Below are 16,628 nucleotides of genomic sequence, written 5' to 3' on the forward strand. Positions count from 1 at the left end.
CCGCAGCGTCAAAATCCCAGGTGTTGCGCGCCCCAAAGCAGGATCAGCCCGCTGATCACACACAGCAATCCGACCAGACGCCGGGCTTGCTCTGGCATGTCCCGCAGGGCTTCAAGCATCCGTTCGACAAGCGAAGGGGCCAGCGCATAGGCCAGCCCCTCGACAATCAGCACCAGCCCGAAGGCCAGAAGGATCATACCCATTATTCAGACGGCGCGGCAGCCGGGGCCAACCGTCCCGTTGGTGAACTGAGATAGTTGAAGAACTCGGAATCCGGGCTCAGGATCAATGAGCTATTGCCGCCCTGCAACGCTTTTTCATACGCGGTCAGCGAGCGATAGAACTCGAAGAACTCCGGGTCTGCACCGTAGGCTTCAGCAAAGATCGCGTTTCGTTCGGCGTCAGCTTCACCACGGATGATCTCGGCCTCGCGGCGCGCATCCGAAACCAACTCGACCACGGTACGATCAGCTTGCGCGCGTACACGCTGCGCAGCTTCGTTGCCGCGGGCGCGTTCGTCGGTCGCCTCACGTTCGCGTTCGGCCTTCATCCGGTCGAAGGTTGCCTCGAGGTTGGCTTGCGGCAAGTCGGTCGCTTTCAGGCGTACGTCGATCACGTTGACGCCCAGCGCACGTGCCTCGGCAATCGCGCTGTTGCGGATGCGCAGCATCAGCGCGGCACGGTCTGAACTGAGGATGTCTCGTGACGACACCGAACCCAGTACTTCGCGGGTTTCGGCGCGCAGGATACGATCCAGACGGTCTTCGGCGACCGGAATACCACCGACACCAACGGCCTGACGGAACTGGTTCAGGTCCGAAATCCGGTAACGTGCAAAAGCGTCCACCACGAGACGACGATCATCCAGAGGCGTAACCTCCAACGGTTGAACGTCGATGGACAGGATCCGGTCATCATAGCGGACAACTTCTTGAATCAGCGGGATCTTGAACGCCAGACCCGGCTCTTCCTTGACCGCAACAACGCGGCCAAATTGCAGAACCAACGCGCGCTCACGTTCATCCACGATAAAGATCGAGGACAGAACACCAACAATCGCGATGAAAACGATCGGTAGAATAAAGGTCGTTTTACGCATCAGTTGCTCTCCTGTCCGGAATTGCGGCGCAGTTCGTTCAGCGGCAGGTAAGGTACAACGCCCTGCCCCGATCCGGTCGAGTTTTCGTCCAGAATGATCTTGTCGACGTCACCCAGAACCTGCTCCATCCGTTCCAGATATAGACGCTTGCGGGTCACCTCAGGCGCTTTGGAGTATTCTTCCAAAACCGCACTGAAACGGCTGGCTTCACCCATGGCGCTGTTGATCTGCTGTGCGCGGTAGGCTTCGGCTTCTTCCAGAACCTGGGCAGCTTCACCGCGCGCCTCAGCCAGAACCCGGTTGGCGTAGGCGTCGGCGACGTTTTGCAGCCGGTCACGCTCCTGCGCGGCGGCCTGAACGTCGCGGAAGGCGGCGATCACGTCCTGCGGCGGGTCGGCTTTGTCGAAGTTGACGCGAACAATGTTAATCCCCGAATCATAGCTGTCCATGGTCGCCTGAATCAGTTCCTGTAGACGATCCGCGATGATTCCACGATCCCTGTTCAGGATCGGTGCCAGTTCGCTCTGCGCGATAATCTCGCGCATCGCCGATTCCGACACGGCGCGGATGGTCTGGCGTGGATCACGCAGATTGAACAGGAACTTGGCCGGATCGCTGATGTTCCAGACGACCTGATAGTCGATATCGACCACGTTTTCGTCGCCGGTCAGCATGAGCCCATCGTCGCTGCCGCGGGCTCCGCCCATATCTTCGGTCTGTTCGCGGGTGACCGGAATCACCTCGGCAGTGACAAACGGCCATGGCGCAAAGTTCAGACCCGGATTGCCAACGGCCGAGAACTCACCCAGAAACAGCTCAACTGACTGTTCTTCCGGTTTTACAGTGTAAAAGCTGGCCAGCCCCCACAAAACGGCAGCCGCCACAAGGCCAATCGCAACAGTACCTTTGGTAAAGGCCGGGCCTCCACCGCCCTGACCACCGCTGCCACCACGGCCACCGCCGCCGCGACCGCCCATCAGGACGCGCAGCTGCTCCTGGCCTTTTTTCATCAGCTCGTCGATTTCGGGAATCTGCGGGCCTTCGCCTTCGGGGGGCTTGCGCCCATCCCCGTTGTTACCCCGATTTCCTCCGCCTCCGGATGAGCCTCCGCCCCCCCAGGGGCCGCCGCTGTTGCCCGCCATATGTATCTTTTCCCTTGTATTGGACCGTGTGATCACGGGTTCCCTTGTAACGTGTGTGCGCGCGCTTGCAAATCAAGCGGTGCGTACAGGTTGCCGCATTGTCACCAGTTCTTCGGCCATCACCGGATGAACTGCAACCGTGCGGTCAAAATCTTCTTTCGTCGCGCCCATCTTTACGGCGATACCAGCCAGCTGGATCATCTCACCGGCCCCCGGGGCCACGATATGACACCCTAGAACCTTACGCGTGGCCTGAGAGACGATCAGTTTCATCAAAACCCGCTGCGTGCCACCGGCAAACGCCTTCTGCATCGGCTTGAACGACGTGGCATAGACCTCGATCGGTTCCTGGGCCGAGGCTTCTTCCTCGCTCAGGCCAACTGTACCGAATTCAGGTTGCGTGAAGATCGCGGTCGGGATCAGGTCGTGATCCACCGGTGTCGGGTTGCCTTTGAAAACGGTTTCCACAAAAGCCATACCCTCGCGGATGGCCACGGGCGTCAGGTTGACCCGGTCGGTCACATCGCCGATGGCATAGATCGACGGAACAGCGGTCTGGCTGTATTCATCCACGACGATCTCACCCTTGCGACCACGTTCGACGCCCAGATCTTCCAGCCCGAGATTGTCGGCATTCGGCGCGCGGCCCGTGGCGTACATGACCACGTCAAAACGATCCTCGGTGCCGTCGGTTGCCTTGACGCGGATCTGGTCGCCGTCTCTGGCCATTTCCAGAACATTGGTGCCCAGACGCACGTCTATGCCGTTCTGGCGCATCTCTTCGCAGATCAACCCACGCGCTTCTTCATCAAAGCCACGCAGGATCTGCGCACCGCGGTAGAATTGCGTGGTCTTGACGCCCAGACCGTTCATGATCCCGGCGAATTCGCTGGCGATATAGCCACCGCCGACGATCAGAATGCTCTGGGGCAGCTTGTCCAGATGGAAAATCTCGTTCGACGTGATCGCAAGATCCGATCCCGGGAAATCCGGTACAACCGGGCGGCCGCCGGTGGCGATCAGGATGTGTTTGGCGGTTTTCCGGGTGCCATCGGTCAGTTCGACCGTGTGCGCATCCACCAGGCGCGCGCGATGATCAAAGCTTTCGACACCGTTGTTTTTCAGGATGCTGCGATAAATTCCTTCCAGCCGGTCCAGTTCGGCAACCAGTTTGCCGTGAAACATGTCCCAGTCAAACGCGCCGGGCTGAACGTCCCAACCATAGGCTTGTGCGTCTTCGACCATGCCCGAGTATTCGCTGGCAAAGACCATCAGTTTCTTTGGCACGCAGCCTCGGATCACACAGGTGCCGCCATATCGGTCTTCTTCAGCCAGCGCGACCTTTGCACCGGTTTCACCCGCCGCCACACGTGCCGCCCGGACCCCGCCCGAGCCTCCGCCGATGACGAAAAGATCATAGTCAAAGCTCATGCCGGGTTCCTTCGTTCAACTTGCAAAAATCCTCTGGATATCTGGGCGCGAAAACCGCGGTGCCAACCCCCGGGCGTGGAATTTTCGGTCTTTTGCCGACGCTTGTCAGATTGGCTTGCATAAAACTCAGTCCGTTTGGTCGGAAAACAGGTTTTCCCGGGTTCCACTCAACAGTTGATCCAGTTCAAGGGTGCCCGCGTTGATATCCCGCAGCTCGACCCGCCCGTCGCCATGGCCGATGACGACCTTGTCACAGATATCGATGAACAGGCCGTTTTCCACCACGCCGGGAACCTGATTGAGGATCAAGGCCATCTGACGGGGATTGCCGATGCGTTGCAGATGCAGGTCCAGAATGTGGTTGCCCTCATCAGTCACAAACGGGGCCGCGCCGTTCATACGCAGCGCCGACGAGGTCCCAAGTACATCCATCGCGTCCAGCGCTTCTTCGATCAGTGTCCGCGTGGTTTGCCAGCCAAATGGAACAACCTCGACCGGCAAGGGGAAAGCACCCAGCGTTTCCACCTCTTTCCCGGCATCGGCGATGACGATCATCTGATCACTGGCCGTGGCAACGATCTTTTCCTGCAAATGCGCGCCGCCGCCGCCCTTGATCAGGTTCAGGTCAGCGTCGAATTCATCCGCGCCGTCGATGGTCATGTCCAGCCACCCGGCCTGATCCAGAGAAATGACTTCGATCCCGACTTCGCGTGCCAGCTGCGCGGTGCGGGTGGATGTGGGAACGCCCTTGATCCGCAGACCTTCGTCCTGCACCCGTTCGCCCAAACGACGGACCAGCCAGGCCGCAGTGGATCCCGTTCCAAGACCCACGCGCATGCCGTCCTCGACCATTTGGGCGGCACGACATGCGGCCACGTATTTTGCGGTGTCGATGGGCGACAGTTCTCCGGTCATGGCAGCTTTCCCAGTTTGGCCTGCCCGAGTTATAGGGAATGCGCCGCGCGACTGCGACCACAATTTGAGGTTCGGCAAGCGTAAAGATGCCTGAAGACTGCGCGTTTCCTATCGGAAACGTCGCAATCATGTCTTACGCCCTCATCTTTGTCATATAGATTGCCCGCATGTTGACCCGTTACCGCCTGCACTACGCCCCTGACAACGCCTCGCTGGTGATCCGGCTGGTGTTGGAGGAAATGGGTGCGCCCTATGAAACCGTGCTGGTCGATCGCCGTCGCAACGAACAGGACAGCGCGGTGTACAGGGCATTGAACCCCAACGGGCTGATCCCGGTGCTTGAAACTCCGCAAGGGCCGATCTTTGAAACGGCGGCAATCCTGCTGTGGCTGTCCGAGTGCCACGGGCAACTGGCCCCGGCGGCAGACGCCCCCGAACGCGCCGAGTTTTTGAAATGGCTGTTCTTTGCGTCCAACACGCTGCACGCCGATCTGCGCATTCTGTTCTATGCCGAGAAATACATCACCCCGCCACAGGCCGATACCCTGCGTGCAGGCATCCGCCCCCGTTTGAAGCAGCACCTGCAACTGCTGGACGCGCTGGCAAAACGCGCGCCAGCCTGGTTCCGCGCGGAATGCCCGTCGGTTCTGACCTATTACGTCGCATGCATGATGCGCTGGATGGCCTTGTACCCGGCCAAGGCAGATCGCAGTTGGTATCAACTGACTGACACCCCAGCCCTGCAAACCATCCTGGCACAGCTTGAGACACGCCCCGCCACCGTCGCAGCCATCGCGGCCGAGGGTCTGGGCCCCGCACCCTACACCTCTCCTATTTACGCCAACCCCTTAGAAGGCTCAGCTACCTGACATGTTCCTCTCTGTCTTCGATATGTTCAAAGTGGGCATCGGCCCGTCCTCCTCGCACACCATGGGCCCCATGGTGGCGGCGGCGCGCTTTCTGGATATGATGCGGGCTTCACCTTTCGAATTTGCGGGTCTGAAGGGCTCGCTGCATGGCTCGCTCGCCTTTACCGGCGTCGGCCATGCGACCGACCGGGCGACCATTCTGGGTTTGGCCGGTTTTGTTCCGGACACCTACGACAACAACAAGGCCGAGACCGCATTGGCGGACATCGCCAAGACGCACACGGTTTCTCCCGACGGCCTGCCGACGCTTCAGTTCGATCCGAAAGCAGACCTGGTTTTCGACTATGACACCAACCTGCCGGGACACGCCAACGGGATGATCCTGATGGCCACGGACGCGCAGGGGGACGTGATCCTGCGCCAGGTGTTCTATTCCATCGGTGGCGGCTTTGTCCTGACCGAAGAAGAGCTGGCCCAAGGCAAGGACACCAACGACGGGCCGCCCGTGCCCTTCCCGTTCCACACCGCGGCCGAGATGCTGGAGATGGCCAAATCCAGCGGCAAAACCATTGCCGAGATGAAGCGCGCCAATGAGATCGCGCGCGGCTGCGCCGACAGTTTCGCCAAGGGCTGCGCCCGCCTGTGGGACGTCATGAATGCCTGTATCGAACGCGGTCTGACGACCGACGGCATTCTGCCCGGCGGGCTGAAAGTGCGACGCAGGGCAAAGGGTATCTATGACGCGCTGATGGCCGAACGCGGCATGAACCTGACCGCGCCGCACACGATCAACGACTGGATGAGCGTCTACGCCATGGCGGTCAACGAAGAAAACGCCGCCGGTGGGCAAGTCGTCACTGCACCGACCAACGGGGCGGCGGGCGTTCTTCCCGCGGTACTGCGCTATTACCTGGACCATGTTCCCGGTGCTTCGGAGAGCCATATCGAAGACTTCCTTCTGACTGCGGCCGCGATTGGCGGGCTGGTCAAATACAATGCGTCCATCTCGGGGGCCGAAGCGGGGTGTCAGGCCGAGGTCGGCAGCGCATCAGCCATGGCTGCGGCGGGGCTCTGCGCCGTGATGGGCGGCACGCCCGAACAGGTTGAAAACGCCGCCGAGATCGCGTTGGAGCATCATCTGGGCATGACCTGCGATCCCGTTGCCGGTCTGGTTCAGGTGCCCTGCATCGAGCGTAACGGGCTGGGGGCCATCAAGGCTGTGTCCGCCGCATCTTTGTCCCTTCGCGGGGATGGAGAGCATTTCGTGCCGCTGGATGCGGTGATCGAGACGATGCGTCAGACCGGCCATGACATGCACGAAAAATACAAGGAAACCTCGCTTGGTGGATTGGCCGTGAACGTGCCAAACTGCTGAGATCGCAACAAAGGGGGTCGATATGCGTGGACATTGCCTGTGCGGCAGCATCAAGTACGAGATTGACCCTCCTGCCCTGTCCTGCGTCACCTGTCATTGCGACAGTTGCCGACGCCAATGCGCCGCGCCGATGGCAACCTATTTCGCGGTTCGTGACGGTCAGTGGCGCTGGATCGGGGAAGAGCCGAAACGCTTCAACTCTTCGCCCGGAGTCGAGCGCAGCTTTTGCCCTCATTGCGGCACACCAATCTCATTCCGGTCAGCCAAAATGTCGGATGTGCTGCATCTATACGTCGCCACTTTGGAGAGCCCCGAGGCAATGCAGCCCACATTGCACGTGTCTCATGAAGAAAGGCTGAGCTGGCTGCATCTGGATGACAACCTGCCCACCTGCACCGGGCCGGATTATACAAAGGTTCAACCCCTGCCCGACGCCTGACATTCGACCTTTCCACTGCGCCGCGAAGCAGATAGCGTCGCGCGCATGACTCAGGATCGTCCCGTCTTCGGCATCTTTCTGATGCTCGGTTTTTGCGTGCTCGCGCCCTTGGGGGATGCGATGGCAAAGCTGTTGGGTGAGACGACCCCGTTAGGTCTGCTGGTTACTGTCCGCTTTGCGGTGCAAGCGTTGATACTCATTCCCCTTGTGGTGATGACGGGCCGGCCCTGGCGGATGCGCGGGCGGATTCTGCGCCTGACAGTCATCCGCACGCTGCTGCACATCATCGGCATAACTGCGATGTTCAGCGCGCTCCAGTTCCTGCCTTTGGCTGACGCCGTCGCCATTGCCTTTGTCATGCCGTTCATCATGTTGCTTCTGGGCAGATACGTTCTGGGCGAAGAGGTCGGCGCTCGGCGCCTCGTGGCCTGCATCGTCGGTTTCATCGGCACACTTCTGGTCATACAGCCCAGCTTTGCCGAGGTGGGCCTACCTGCCCTGCTGCCGTTGATCGTCGCCGTGGTCTTTGCGCTGTTCATGCTGGTCACGCGGCAAATCGCCAAGGAAACTGATCCGATTTCCTTGCAGGCGGTGTCTGGCGTCATGGCCACTGTGGGGCTGGTTCCTGTCCTTGTGATCGGAACATCGCTTGGTATCTGGAACCTGTCAGCCGCCTTGCCCGCCGCCGATTTGTATTGGCTGCTGATCGCGATAGGAGTTTTGGGAACTGTCGCGCATCTGCTGATGACATGGTCACTGCGCTATGCACCTTCGGCCACGCTGGCCCCGATGCAATATCTGGAAATCCCGGTGGCAACCCTGATTGGCTGGGCAATCTTCAGCGACCTGCCGGACGGGCTGGCGGCGGTTGGGATCATGATCACCGTCGCCGCCGGTTTGTACGTTATTCTTCGCGAACGGGCCACCGCTCGATCTGCCCCGACAGAAACACCTGCATAAGCGGATCGAGTGCGGCGCGGGGAACCATCACCAACAGGCCGGGCCCATCCATCTGCAATTCAACATCCGACAGTGCGCGATTGGAGGTTCCGACCTGCCCGTCCGGTTGCAACCGCAGGCCGTCGATGGGCCATTCCAGCCCGGTGCTGCGCCCCGTCACAGGGCGCATTGGAAACAGGGAAACCACATCTCCGGGCGCAACCGGCAGCCGGATTTGGCGAGGCGCGTGAAAAACCACCTCATGCGCACCCAGCAGAATGCAGGCCTGTTCCTGACGTCTGACCAGCACGTTCAGAACGGCAAGCTGATGATCAAGCCGCCCGCCCAGAAAACCGGCCCCCAAAACCAGCGGAGCCTGCACATTGCGCAAGGTCTTGTCGAAATCGGTGCTGTCCTGCTCGCGAATGGCAAAAAGCCGGTCAGACGGGATTTTGGCTTTCGACGCGGTGTCCAGCGAATCGAAGTCCCCGATGACCGCGTCCGGAATCCGGCCTGATTCTGTCAGAACCGCCGCCCCACCATCCGCTGCAACGACTGAAGTGACGCGGTTCAGCACCAAATTCAGGTCCTCGAAACCAACATAACCGCCCCCAAACAACCCGATTGGATCAGCAGAGCGTACAATTGGTTCATTTTTCCTAAGATTGGCCATTTTTCCCGGATTTGGACACATTAAGACCACAAAATGATAGGTTCATGCATAAAGTTCAGAGCCTCCGTGTGCTCCCGATTCCGGGTAAGTGGGCTCTTGTAGTTTGTAAAGGACGTGCGTCTGATGGTACAGAATAACAAGGTATTGACCGTTTCATATGGAACCTTCTCCTGCACTTTGGAAGGATTCGACGATTCCTTTGAAACGATGAAAGCCATTGCCGAGTATTTCCGCGATCTCGCTGCGGATGATCGTTACTTCGGCTCGGAGCCTCCACAACCAGACGCCGAAATGCTGACCCGCATCGCACGCCGCGACGCATCGCAACGCGTCGAAGCCAGCCAAAACGAATCCGGGCTTCTGCTGCGTGCCGCTCCAAATACCGAAGCCCCGGCACCGGTCGGTTCTGACGCACCGGTCCCGCATGCGCCAGATGCAGATGCTATGACCACCCCGCCCCCCGAATATGCGCAACCAAGCCCGGTGCAGACCGCATTCACGGACGCGAAGGCCGTCGACGCCACCACATCTCCGCCGGCCGATAGCATTGCAGCAAAACTGCAACGCATCCGGGCCGTTGTTTCCCATTCGGACGTCCCCCCCACTGCCTATTCCGAAGACGAAGAATCTTCGCTGCTGGCCAACACCGCCCCCCCGGTGGACGCCGTGGCCGCCGCGTTCGAAGCAGGTGCTCTCAATGAAGAGGACTTCGCGGAACCCGCCCAGCCCGAGGCCGCAGAAATCGAGGATCTGCAAGCGCTTGACGCGGAAGACGTACAAACCGACGACGCGCCGGCAGCATCTGAAAACCAGGCCTTCGAAACCGCAGAGCCGATTATCGAGAACGATTCCGAACAGCAGGTGCAACTGACCCCCGACCACCTGCTGGATGAAGAAGTCGAGGTCGCAACGGACGACGCGCAGCTTCCTGCTGAGCCCCTGTTCTCGGATCTGGAAGAGGATACCGACGAGGAAATCGACGAAGAGGATGTTCCAAACATCCTCAACGTCGAAGACGTGGCGATCGAATCCGAAGATGAGCCAGGTGATGAGCCGCAAGACGATCAGGCGCAAGGAGTATTGACGGAAGAGGACGAAATTCAGCTGCTGTCCGAGATTTCCGAGATCGAAAAAGACATGGCAGGCCGTTCAAGCCAAAAACTGACTGATGACGCCGATCCTGATCAGGATATCTCGCGACTGATGGCCAAAACCGGTGAACATATGGAGGACCCCTCCAGCAGCGACGCGCGAGAAACCTATTCGCACCTTCGCACCGCCGTTGCCGCGACCGAGGCCGATCGAGATGGCCAACCGGCCCCGGACACCTCGCCTGTCGATGAGTATCGCGTCGATCTGGCGTCAGCGGTCAGCCCACGCCGCCCCGAGGTAAACGTGACCAGCATACGCCCGGAAGCAGACGCTCCGGCTCCGTTGAAGCTGGTTGCCGAGCAGCGCGTGGACGATCAAAGCGAATCCAATGGCCCCGTGATGCCGCGTCGCGTAACCACTCAGGTGGAAGAAGCCGGGTCGGAAGAAGGCGGTTTTGCGCAATTCGCACAGGATCAGGGTGCACAGTCGCTTCAGGACCTGCTTGAAGCGGCGGCGGCCTACCTGTCCTTCATCGAAGGGCAGCAGCAATTCTCGCGCCCGCAACTGATGAACAAGGTCCGTTCTTTGAAGCAGGATGAGTTCAATCGCGAAGAAAGCCTGCGCTCCTTCGGACAGCTGCTGCGCGATGGAAAGATCGAAAAAGCCGGTGGCGGCCGTTTTGCGGCCTCTGACCTGATCGGCTTCCGTCCTGATGATGAGCGCGCGGTAGGCTGACTAACCTCGCCAATTGACAAAAAAAGGGCCGGGTGCACCCCGTCCCTTTTGCTATGGCGCGTCCAGAGACAAACGCCCGTTAGTCAAACACGACTCGACGTTGCCCATTGTACCGGGCCCGACCTGCCGCCTTGGTCCGAGCAATGGCCCGGCTCAGGATTGATCCGGGTCCTCTTTGCCAACGCCGCGAAAAACGAACTTGAACGGCAGGGCCCAAAGAATGCCCAGAACGATATAGACCAGAAGTTCCACCCATATTTTGGGGCGCTCCAGCCAGTTTAGAACCGTCACCACCGCCACAATATAAAGTGGCAGGCCGATCACAAGTATAACCAACGACCAGCGCCGGCGCGCCTTGTAGCTCAGACCTGTTTTCTGCTCTTTGTTCATCAATCAGCAAACGGGTCGGTCACCAGAATGGTGTCGTCCCGCTCCGGGCTGGTGGACAAAAGGGCCACAGGGCATTCGATCAGCTCTTCCACGCGGCGGACATACTTGATTGCGTTGGCAGGCAAATCGGCCCAGCTGCGCGCGCCTTCGGTGGATTCGCTCCAGCCCGGCATTTCTTCGTAGATCGGGGTGCAGCGCGCCTGCTGGTCAGCCGCTGTCGGAAGATAGTCCAAGCGTTCACCGTCCAGCTCATACCCTGTACAGATCTTCAGGGTTTCGAACCCGTCCAGAACGTCCAGTTTTGTCAACGAGATACCGTTCACGCCACTGGTCGCACAGGTCTGACGGACAAGGCACGCATCGAACCAGCCACAGCGGCGCTTGCGACCTGTTGTTGTTCCAAACTCATGTCCGCGTTCCCCAAGGCGCTGACCATCCGCATCCTCAAGTTCTGTCGGGAATGGGCCTTCGCCAACTCGGGTGGTGTAGGCTTTTACAATCCCCAGAACAAAGTCGATCGAGCCCGGTCCTATCCCCACACCTGTCGCAGCTTGTCCTGCGATCACGTTGGACGAGGTCACGAATGGATAGGTGCCGAAATCAATGTCCAGCAGCGCGCCTTGCGCCCCTTCGAACAGGATGCGTTTTCCGGCTTTGCGCTTTTCGTTCAAAACTTTCCACACAGGCGCGGCAAACGGCAGAATCTCTTGCGCGATCTCTTTCAATTGGGCGATCAGCGCGTCGCGGTCGACCGGTTCGATCCCCAGACCTTTGCGCAGCGGGTCATGGTGCTGCAAAGCACGGTCCACCCGAGCCTCGAGCGTGGCCTCATCCGCCAGATCCGCGACGCGAACGGAACGACGCCCGACCTTGTCTTCGTAGGCCGGTCCAATTCCACGACCAGTGGTGCCGATCTTGGTCCCCTTGCTGGCTGCCTGTTCGCGCGCACGATCCAACTCTCCGTGGATCGGCAGGATCAACGGGGTGTTCTCGGCAATCATCAGCGTATCGGGGGTGATCTCTACACCCTGTGCCTGGATGGTCGCGATTTCCTTGACCAGATGCCATGGGTCCAACACCACGCCGTTGCCGATGACGCTCAGCTTACCGCCCCGCACGACACCGGACGGCAGAGCGTGCAGCTTGTAAACTTCGCCATCAATCACCAGCGTATGTCCGGCATTGTGCCCGCCCTGAAAACGCGCGATCACGTCCGCCCGCTCGCTGAGCCAGTCGACGATCTTGCCTTTTCCTTCGTCACCCCACTGGGCGCCGACAACAACCACGTTGGCCATATCCGGTCCTTTTGCGCTGAGTTATCAAACCCGGCTCATATAGCGGGGCGCAAACGGCAGGGAAACCGATATTTCGCCGCAGATGAAAATCGCGCGAACGCGCGATGCCTCCGGCGGGGATATTTATGGCCAGATGAAAAGCGGATCCCTTGCTTCATCTGGCTGAAAATATCCCGGGGGAGCCGCACGGAACGGGCGGCGGGGGCAGAGCCCCCTGCCCGACATCAACGCAGATGCACCGGTTGCCCATGAGGTGTCATCAGATAAGCCTCTTCCCAGGACTGATGTAGCCCTTTCACCTCCCGTGGCGGCGCGACGCCCTGCTCGGCCAGCAACCCCTCGAGCGTTTCCAGCCATGCCTGGAAATAGTCGTCGCCGCCATCCAGCTCTCGCGTGAGCCCGTGGCGCTTCAACGTGTCCGAGAATCGCGCCGCCCAATCGGACCAATCGAACCATCCCGCCTCGTTCAGGGCAACGGTGACGGCAAAGACCTGAGCGTGCCAGGGTTCGGCAAACACCGGTTCTGGGGCTGAATGTTCGTTGCAGCCGCTCATGCCGGTTCCAGATAGCTTTGCCAGAGATCCAGTACCACTTCGTCATCCGGATGCTCCGGGCTGGTCCAAAGTTCCGAAGCGGGGAAGACCACGGCATAGATCGGTTCAGGCGCTTCGCCCTGCCCATGAGCATTGGAATCGGGCAGGACATGGGTTCCGTGCAGGCGCAGTATTCGCCCTTTTGCACCGGACGCATAATTCGGCAGGCGTGTGTGCCCGCCATCCACAATGCGATTTCCCGCTGGGCGGGTCGTGACCACCTGTTGACCGACAGAAAACTGCACCGACACGTTCGAAGGCCTGTCCGCTGGCCCACCTTTGGCCAGAGCCGCTGACACGGCGTCCGCCTTGAGCATCCGTTCTGCCAACGGATGCGGCCCATCCTCTCCGCCGCCGCGCAGGTCACCCAGGGAAAGAACGCCGCGTTCCACCAACAGGTCAGCCAGGCCCGAGATCCATTTCTCGTAGTAGGAAAACCGCGAATAGTCTTTTGGCGACAACCGTTCCCTTGCGTGGCGGGATATGTCTATGTTCCACTGCCCCAGAAAACCGGAGGCAAGTGTCACCGCCAGCGCACGTGCGTGCCAGTCTTCGGCAAAAACCGGCGCATCCTCGGCCTCGGGATTTATCGGACCATCTCCAAAGCGGCCGCCCATATCGTGAACGCGGGTCATGAAAGGGCCTTCGGCAGACCCGTGCCGATCATGCTGTCACGTGTCACAAGTGCGGCAAGCGCCTCCTCACTCATCCCATCGGTACCTTCGGGACGCATCGGCAGAACAAGATAGCGAACCTCGGCCGTCGAATCCCAGACCCTTACGGACGTTCGCTCGTCCAAGGTGACACCGAATTCGGCCAGCACTTTGCGGGGCTCACGCACCGCTCGGGCCCGGTAGGCGTCAGACTTGTACCAGCCCGGCGGGATACCCAGCAACGGCCAAGGATAGCAGCTGCACAAGGTGCAGACGACCATGTTGTGCCGGGCCGGCGTGTTTTCGACGACAACCATGTGTTCGCCCTGGCGACCATAATAGCCGAGATCCGCGACCACCGGGGTGGCGTCTTTCAGCAGCGCGGCCTTGAAAGCTGGGTCGCTCCAGGCTTTTGCGACAACACGCGCGCCGTTCTGCGGGCCAATTTTGTTCTGATAGGTGTCGATGATTTCGTCCAGAGCCGCCGGGTCGATCAGGCCCTTGCGGGTCAGAATCGTTTCCAGCGCTTTGACGCGCAGCGCGGGTTCGGGCGGCAAAAGGGCGTGCGGGTGGTCGTGGTCGTCATGTGGCATGGGCCGCAGCCTGCGTCACGCATCGGCGTTCTGTCCAGTCCCTTTGACGTGATATGACATATCACGTGCGGTGATGCGAACTCGTGACTTGCCCCCGCTGGCAAACTTGCATAAGTACCACGCGATACACGCCACGCTGTACAGGACCACCATGGAAAACGTCGTTCTCATCATCCACCTTCTTTTGGCTCTGGGCCTGATTGCCGTTGTTCTGATGCAACGGTCCGAAGGCGGTGGCCTTGGCATGGGCGGCGGCGGTGGTGCCATGACAGGCCGTGCAGCAGCGACCGCTTTGGGCAAACTGACCTGGATCCTCGCCGCTTGCTTCATCGTGACCTCGATCACGCTGACCATTCTGGCGGCGCAGAAGTCTTCGGGCAGTTCGGTGATCGACCGTTTGGGCGTCCCGGCTCCGGCTTCAAGCGAAGAAAACACTCCGGCAATTCCGTCGGCGGATGACCTTCTGCCGCCTGCACAGGGCGACAACGCGCCGCTGATCCCGCAGGCCGACTGACCTACAAAACCTAGAAACCTGGAAGAGGACTGCAACAGCATCTTGCGGTTCTCTTGCGCTTTTGGCGCGAATCCTTTATACGTGAAGTCCCGTGATGCAGCGGTTTTTCGAAACCGTCGGGCAGCTGATTTTGACGTCTCACGGGAGCAGCCGAAAAACTATGGCGCGTTTTATTTTCATCACTGGTGGTGTGGTTTCGTCCTTGGGCAAAGGACTGGCTTCGGCGGCGTTGGGCGCCTTGTTGCAGGCCCGGGGATACTCGGTACGCCTGCGCAAGCTGGACCCCTATCTGAACGTCGATCCGGGCACGATGTCACCGTTTGAGCATGGCGAAGTGTTCGTCACCGATGACGGGGCGGAAACCGATCTGGACCTGGGCCATTACGAACGATTCACCGGCGTGGCCGCACGCAAGACCGACTCGGTCAGCTCGGGGCGGATTTATTCAAACGTGCTCGAGAAAGAACGCCGCGGCGATTACCTCGGCAAGACCATTCAGGTGATCCCGCACGTCACCAACGAGATCAAGGATTTCATCGCCATTGGCGAGGATGAGGTTGATTTCATGCTGTGTGAGATCGGCGGCACCGTGGGCGATATCGAAGGCCTGCCGTTTTTCGAGGCGATCCGCCAGTTCAGTCAGGACAAACCGCGCGGGCAGTGCATTTTCATGCACCTGACACTGTTGCCTTACATCAAGGCCTCGGGCGAGCTGAAAACCAAACCGACTCAGCACTCGGTGAAGGAACTGCGCTCGATCGGTCTGGCGCCCGATATTCTGGTTTGCCGCTCGGAAGGTCCGATCCCGACCAAAGAGCGCGAGAAACTGGCGCTGTTCTGCAACGTGCGCCCCGACAGTGTGATCGCAGCGCAGGATCTGAGCACCATCTATGACGCGCCGCTGGCCTATCACCGCGAAGGTCTGGATCAGGCCGTTTTGGACGCGTTCCAGATCAGCCCGGCGCCCAAGCCCGATCTGGCCAAATGGGAAGATGTCAGCGACCGTATACACAACGCCGAGGGCGAAGTGAAAGTTGCCATCGTGGGCAAGTATACACAGCTTGAAGACGCCTATAAGTCGATTGCCGAGGCGCTGACCCATGGCGGCATGGCCAACCGGGTCAAGGTCAAGGTCGAATGGGTTGACGCCGAGGTGTTCGACAACGAAGACGTCGCACCGTACCTTGAAGGTTTCCACGCCATCCTCGTCCCCGGAGGCTTTGGCGAACGCGGGACCGAAGGCAAGATCAAAGCCGCGCAATATGCGCGCGAACACAGAGTCCCCTATCTGGGTATCTGCCTTGGGATGCAGATGGCGGTGATCGAAGCGGCGCGCAACGCGGCGGGAATCACCGAAGCAGGGTCCGAGGAATTCGACCATGAAGCCGGGAAAAAGCGTTTTGAGCCCGTCGTGTACCATCTGAAGGAATGGGTGCAGGGCAACCACAAGGTCGAGCGCAAAGTCGGCGACGACAAGGGCGGCACCATGCGTCTGGGCGCCTACAACGCGGTGCTGGCAGAGGGATCGAAAGTCGCCGAGGTTTATGGCGGCACACAAATCGAAGAGCGCCACCGTCACCGTTATGAGGTGGACATCAAGTACCGTGAGCAGCTTGAAAAGGCGGGGCTCAACTTCTCGGGCATGTCGCCGGACGGTCGCTTGCCGGAGATCGTGGAATGGTCGGATCACCCATGGTTCATCGGCGTGCAGTACCATCCGGAACTGAAATCCAAACCGTTCGACCCGCATCCCCTCTTCCGCGATTTTGTCCGCGCTGCGAAAGACACCTCGCGCCTGGTCTGACCTTGGGCTGTGTCGGACTGTCACCCCGCGTTGTTTTGTGTGGGCTGATCTCTTAACTGTGGGTGTAAGCAGAACTT

18 protein-coding genes are annotated in these 16,628 nt (G+C 59.9%); 7 read left to right on the top strand and 11 right to left on the bottom strand.

What is annotated here, in order from left to right:
- Positions 1–8: 8 nt before the first annotated feature.
- From ACR0DJ_RS08905 to rpiA, 5 genes are all read right to left on the bottom strand, one after another.
- Positions 9–203, bottom strand: coding sequence for a DUF2065 domain-containing protein (locus tag ACR0DJ_RS08905; RefSeq protein WP_480684618.1), 195 nt, complete (start codon positions 201–203; stop codon positions 9–11).
- On the bottom strand, positions 203–1,099 hold the full coding sequence (gene hflC, locus ACR0DJ_RS08910; protein WP_480684620.1) for a protease modulator HflC: 897 nt from the start codon (positions 1,097–1,099) through the stop codon (positions 203–205). The genes ACR0DJ_RS08905 and hflC overlap by 1 nt, the downstream gene beginning before the upstream one ends.
- The gene (gene hflK, locus ACR0DJ_RS08915) at positions 1,099–2,241 is read right to left on the bottom strand and encodes an FtsH protease activity modulator HflK (RefSeq protein ID WP_257600463.1); all 1,143 of its coding nucleotides are present in this window, start codon (positions 2,239–2,241) and stop codon (positions 1,099–1,101) included. The genes hflC and hflK overlap by 1 nt, the downstream gene beginning before the upstream one ends.
- A gap of 72 nt (positions 2,242–2,313) precedes the next feature.
- Positions 2,314–3,672: a glutathione-disulfide reductase gene (gor, locus tag ACR0DJ_RS08920; RefSeq protein WP_480684621.1), complete on the bottom strand. Its 1,359-nt coding sequence runs from the start codon at positions 3,670–3,672 to the stop codon at positions 2,314–2,316.
- 126 nt (positions 3,673–3,798) lie between these two features.
- On the bottom strand, positions 3,799–4,587 hold the full coding sequence (gene rpiA / locus ACR0DJ_RS08925) for a ribose-5-phosphate isomerase RpiA (protein ID WP_257600462.1): 789 nt from the start codon (positions 4,585–4,587) through the stop codon (positions 3,799–3,801).
- Positions 4,588–4,754: 167 nt separating this feature from the next.
- Here rpiA and ACR0DJ_RS08930 point away from each other — a divergent pair, with 167 nt between their 5' ends.
- The 4 genes from ACR0DJ_RS08930 to ACR0DJ_RS08945 are packed head-to-tail and all read left to right on the top strand — an operon-like array spanning position 4,755 to position 8,230.
- Positions 4,755–5,456, top strand: coding sequence for a glutathione S-transferase family protein (locus ACR0DJ_RS08930; protein ID WP_480684622.1), 702 nt, complete (start codon positions 4,755–4,757; stop codon positions 5,454–5,456).
- 1 nt (position 5,457) lies between these two features.
- Positions 5,458–6,831, top strand: a complete 1,374-nt coding sequence (locus ACR0DJ_RS08935) for an L-serine ammonia-lyase (RefSeq protein WP_170346569.1) — start codon at positions 5,458–5,460, stop codon at positions 6,829–6,831.
- A gap of 22 nt (positions 6,832–6,853) precedes the next feature.
- Positions 6,854–7,270 carry a GFA family protein gene (locus ACR0DJ_RS08940; RefSeq protein ID WP_480684623.1) on the top strand — a complete coding sequence of 139 codons (417 nt, stop codon included), beginning with the start codon at positions 6,854–6,856 and terminating at the stop codon, positions 7,268–7,270.
- A gap of 45 nt (positions 7,271–7,315) precedes the next feature.
- Positions 7,316–8,230: a DMT family transporter gene (locus ACR0DJ_RS08945; RefSeq protein WP_257600458.1), complete on the top strand. Its 915-nt coding sequence runs from the start codon at positions 7,316–7,318 to the stop codon at positions 8,228–8,230.
- Here ACR0DJ_RS08945 and ACR0DJ_RS08950 read toward each other — a convergent pair.
- Positions 8,175–8,882 (bottom strand): thiamine diphosphokinase, encoded by a 708-nt coding sequence (locus ACR0DJ_RS08950; RefSeq protein WP_480684625.1) that lies wholly within the window; start codon positions 8,880–8,882, stop codon positions 8,175–8,177. The two genes, ACR0DJ_RS08945 and ACR0DJ_RS08950, sit on opposite strands and share 56 nt — an antisense overlap.
- A 123-nt stretch (positions 8,883–9,005) precedes the next feature.
- Between ACR0DJ_RS08950 and ACR0DJ_RS08955 the strand changes: the two genes are divergently transcribed.
- The gene (locus ACR0DJ_RS08955) at positions 9,006–10,709 is read left to right on the top strand and encodes a hypothetical protein (protein WP_480684627.1); all 1,704 of its coding nucleotides are present in this window, start codon (positions 9,006–9,008) and stop codon (positions 10,707–10,709) included.
- A 153-nt stretch (positions 10,710–10,862) separates the two neighbouring features.
- Here the strand turns inward: ACR0DJ_RS08955 and ACR0DJ_RS08960 are convergent, their stop codons facing one another.
- The 5 genes from ACR0DJ_RS08960 to nthA form a co-directional block, all read right to left on the bottom strand.
- Positions 10,863–11,099, bottom strand: a complete 237-nt coding sequence (locus ACR0DJ_RS08960; protein ID WP_170346564.1) for a DUF2842 domain-containing protein — start codon at positions 11,097–11,099, stop codon at positions 10,863–10,865.
- Positions 11,099–12,394 carry an adenylosuccinate synthase gene (locus tag ACR0DJ_RS08965; protein ID WP_257600455.1) on the bottom strand — a complete coding sequence of 432 codons (1,296 nt, stop codon included), beginning with the start codon at positions 12,392–12,394 and terminating at the stop codon, positions 11,099–11,101. Before ACR0DJ_RS08965 ends, ACR0DJ_RS08960 begins: the two co-directional genes overlap by 1 nt.
- A 224-nt stretch (positions 12,395–12,618) precedes the next feature.
- A complete protein-coding gene (locus tag ACR0DJ_RS08970) occupies positions 12,619–12,948 on the bottom strand; it encodes a nitrile hydratase accessory protein (RefSeq protein WP_480684630.1) in 330 nt (109 codons plus the stop codon).
- On the bottom strand, positions 12,945–13,622 hold the full coding sequence (gene nthB, locus ACR0DJ_RS08975; RefSeq protein WP_480684632.1) for a nitrile hydratase subunit beta: 678 nt from the start codon (positions 13,620–13,622) through the stop codon (positions 12,945–12,947). Before nthB ends, ACR0DJ_RS08970 begins: the two co-directional genes overlap by 4 nt.
- Entirely contained in the window at positions 13,619–14,233 is a 615-nt protein-coding gene (nthA, locus tag ACR0DJ_RS08980; protein ID WP_257600453.1) for a nitrile hydratase subunit alpha, read from the bottom strand. The genes nthB and nthA overlap by 4 nt, the downstream gene beginning before the upstream one ends.
- 151 nt (positions 14,234–14,384) lie before the next feature.
- On the opposite strand from nthA, the gene secG reads away from it, so the two are divergent.
- Both secG and ACR0DJ_RS08990 read left to right on the top strand, forming a co-directional pair.
- Positions 14,385–14,747 carry a preprotein translocase subunit SecG gene (secG, locus tag ACR0DJ_RS08985; protein ID WP_170346559.1) on the top strand — a complete coding sequence of 121 codons (363 nt, stop codon included), beginning with the start codon at positions 14,385–14,387 and terminating at the stop codon, positions 14,745–14,747.
- Between the two features lie 160 nt (positions 14,748–14,907).
- Entirely contained in the window at positions 14,908–16,551 is a 1,644-nt protein-coding gene (locus tag ACR0DJ_RS08990; RefSeq protein WP_480684634.1) for a CTP synthase, read from the top strand.
- Positions 16,552–16,628 lie beyond the last annotated feature (77 nt).

Source organism: Ruegeria sp. BF10 (assembly GCF_056538725.1).

Excerpts from the sequence above, each read along its gene's own strand:
- ACR0DJ_RS08935 (WP_170346569.1), top strand. The coding sequence starts at position 5,458 with ATGTTCCTCTCTGTCTTCGATATGTTCAAAGTGGGCATCGGCCCGTCC.
- gor (WP_480684621.1), bottom strand. The coding sequence starts at position 3,672 with ATGAGCTTTGACTATGATCTTTTCGTCATCGGCGGAGGCTCGGGCGGG.
- ACR0DJ_RS08990 (WP_480684634.1), top strand. The coding sequence starts at position 14,908 with ATGGCGCGTTTTATTTTCATCACTGGTGGTGTGGTTTCGTCCTTGGGC.
- ACR0DJ_RS08965 (WP_257600455.1), bottom strand. The coding sequence starts at position 12,394 with ATGGCCAACGTGGTTGTTGTCGGCGCCCAGTGGGGTGACGAAGGAAAA.
- ACR0DJ_RS08945 (WP_257600458.1), top strand. The coding sequence starts at position 7,316 with ATGACTCAGGATCGTCCCGTCTTCGGCATCTTTCTGATGCTCGGTTTT.
- nthA (WP_257600453.1), bottom strand. The coding sequence starts at position 14,233 with ATGCCACATGACGACCACGACCACCCGCACGCCCTTTTGCCGCCCGAA.
- ACR0DJ_RS08905 (WP_480684618.1), bottom strand. The coding sequence starts at position 203 with ATGGGTATGATCCTTCTGGCCTTCGGGCTGGTGCTGATTGTCGAGGGG.
- ACR0DJ_RS08970 (WP_480684630.1), bottom strand. The coding sequence starts at position 12,948 with ATGAGCGGCTGCAACGAACATTCAGCCCCAGAACCGGTGTTTGCCGAA.
- hflK (WP_257600463.1), bottom strand. The coding sequence starts at position 2,241 with ATGGCGGGCAACAGCGGCGGCCCCTGGGGGGGCGGAGGCTCATCCGGA.
- ACR0DJ_RS08955 (WP_480684627.1), top strand. The coding sequence starts at position 9,006 with ATGGTACAGAATAACAAGGTATTGACCGTTTCATATGGAACCTTCTCC.
- ACR0DJ_RS08950 (WP_480684625.1), bottom strand. The coding sequence starts at position 8,882 with ATGGCCAATCTTAGGAAAAATGAACCAATTGTACGCTCTGCTGATCCA.
- ACR0DJ_RS08960 (WP_170346564.1), bottom strand. The coding sequence starts at position 11,099 with ATGAACAAAGAGCAGAAAACAGGTCTGAGCTACAAGGCGCGCCGGCGC.
- rpiA (WP_257600462.1), bottom strand. The coding sequence starts at position 4,587 with ATGACCGGAGAACTGTCGCCCATCGACACCGCAAAATACGTGGCCGCA.
- nthB (WP_480684632.1), bottom strand. The coding sequence starts at position 13,622 with ATGACCCGCGTTCACGATATGGGCGGCCGCTTTGGAGATGGTCCGATA.
- ACR0DJ_RS08930 (WP_480684622.1), top strand. The coding sequence starts at position 4,755 with ATGTTGACCCGTTACCGCCTGCACTACGCCCCTGACAACGCCTCGCTG.
- ACR0DJ_RS08940 (WP_480684623.1), top strand. The coding sequence starts at position 6,854 with ATGCGTGGACATTGCCTGTGCGGCAGCATCAAGTACGAGATTGACCCT.
- secG (WP_170346559.1), top strand. The coding sequence starts at position 14,385 with ATGGAAAACGTCGTTCTCATCATCCACCTTCTTTTGGCTCTGGGCCTG.
- hflC (WP_480684620.1), bottom strand. The coding sequence starts at position 1,099 with ATGCGTAAAACGACCTTTATTCTACCGATCGTTTTCATCGCGATTGTT.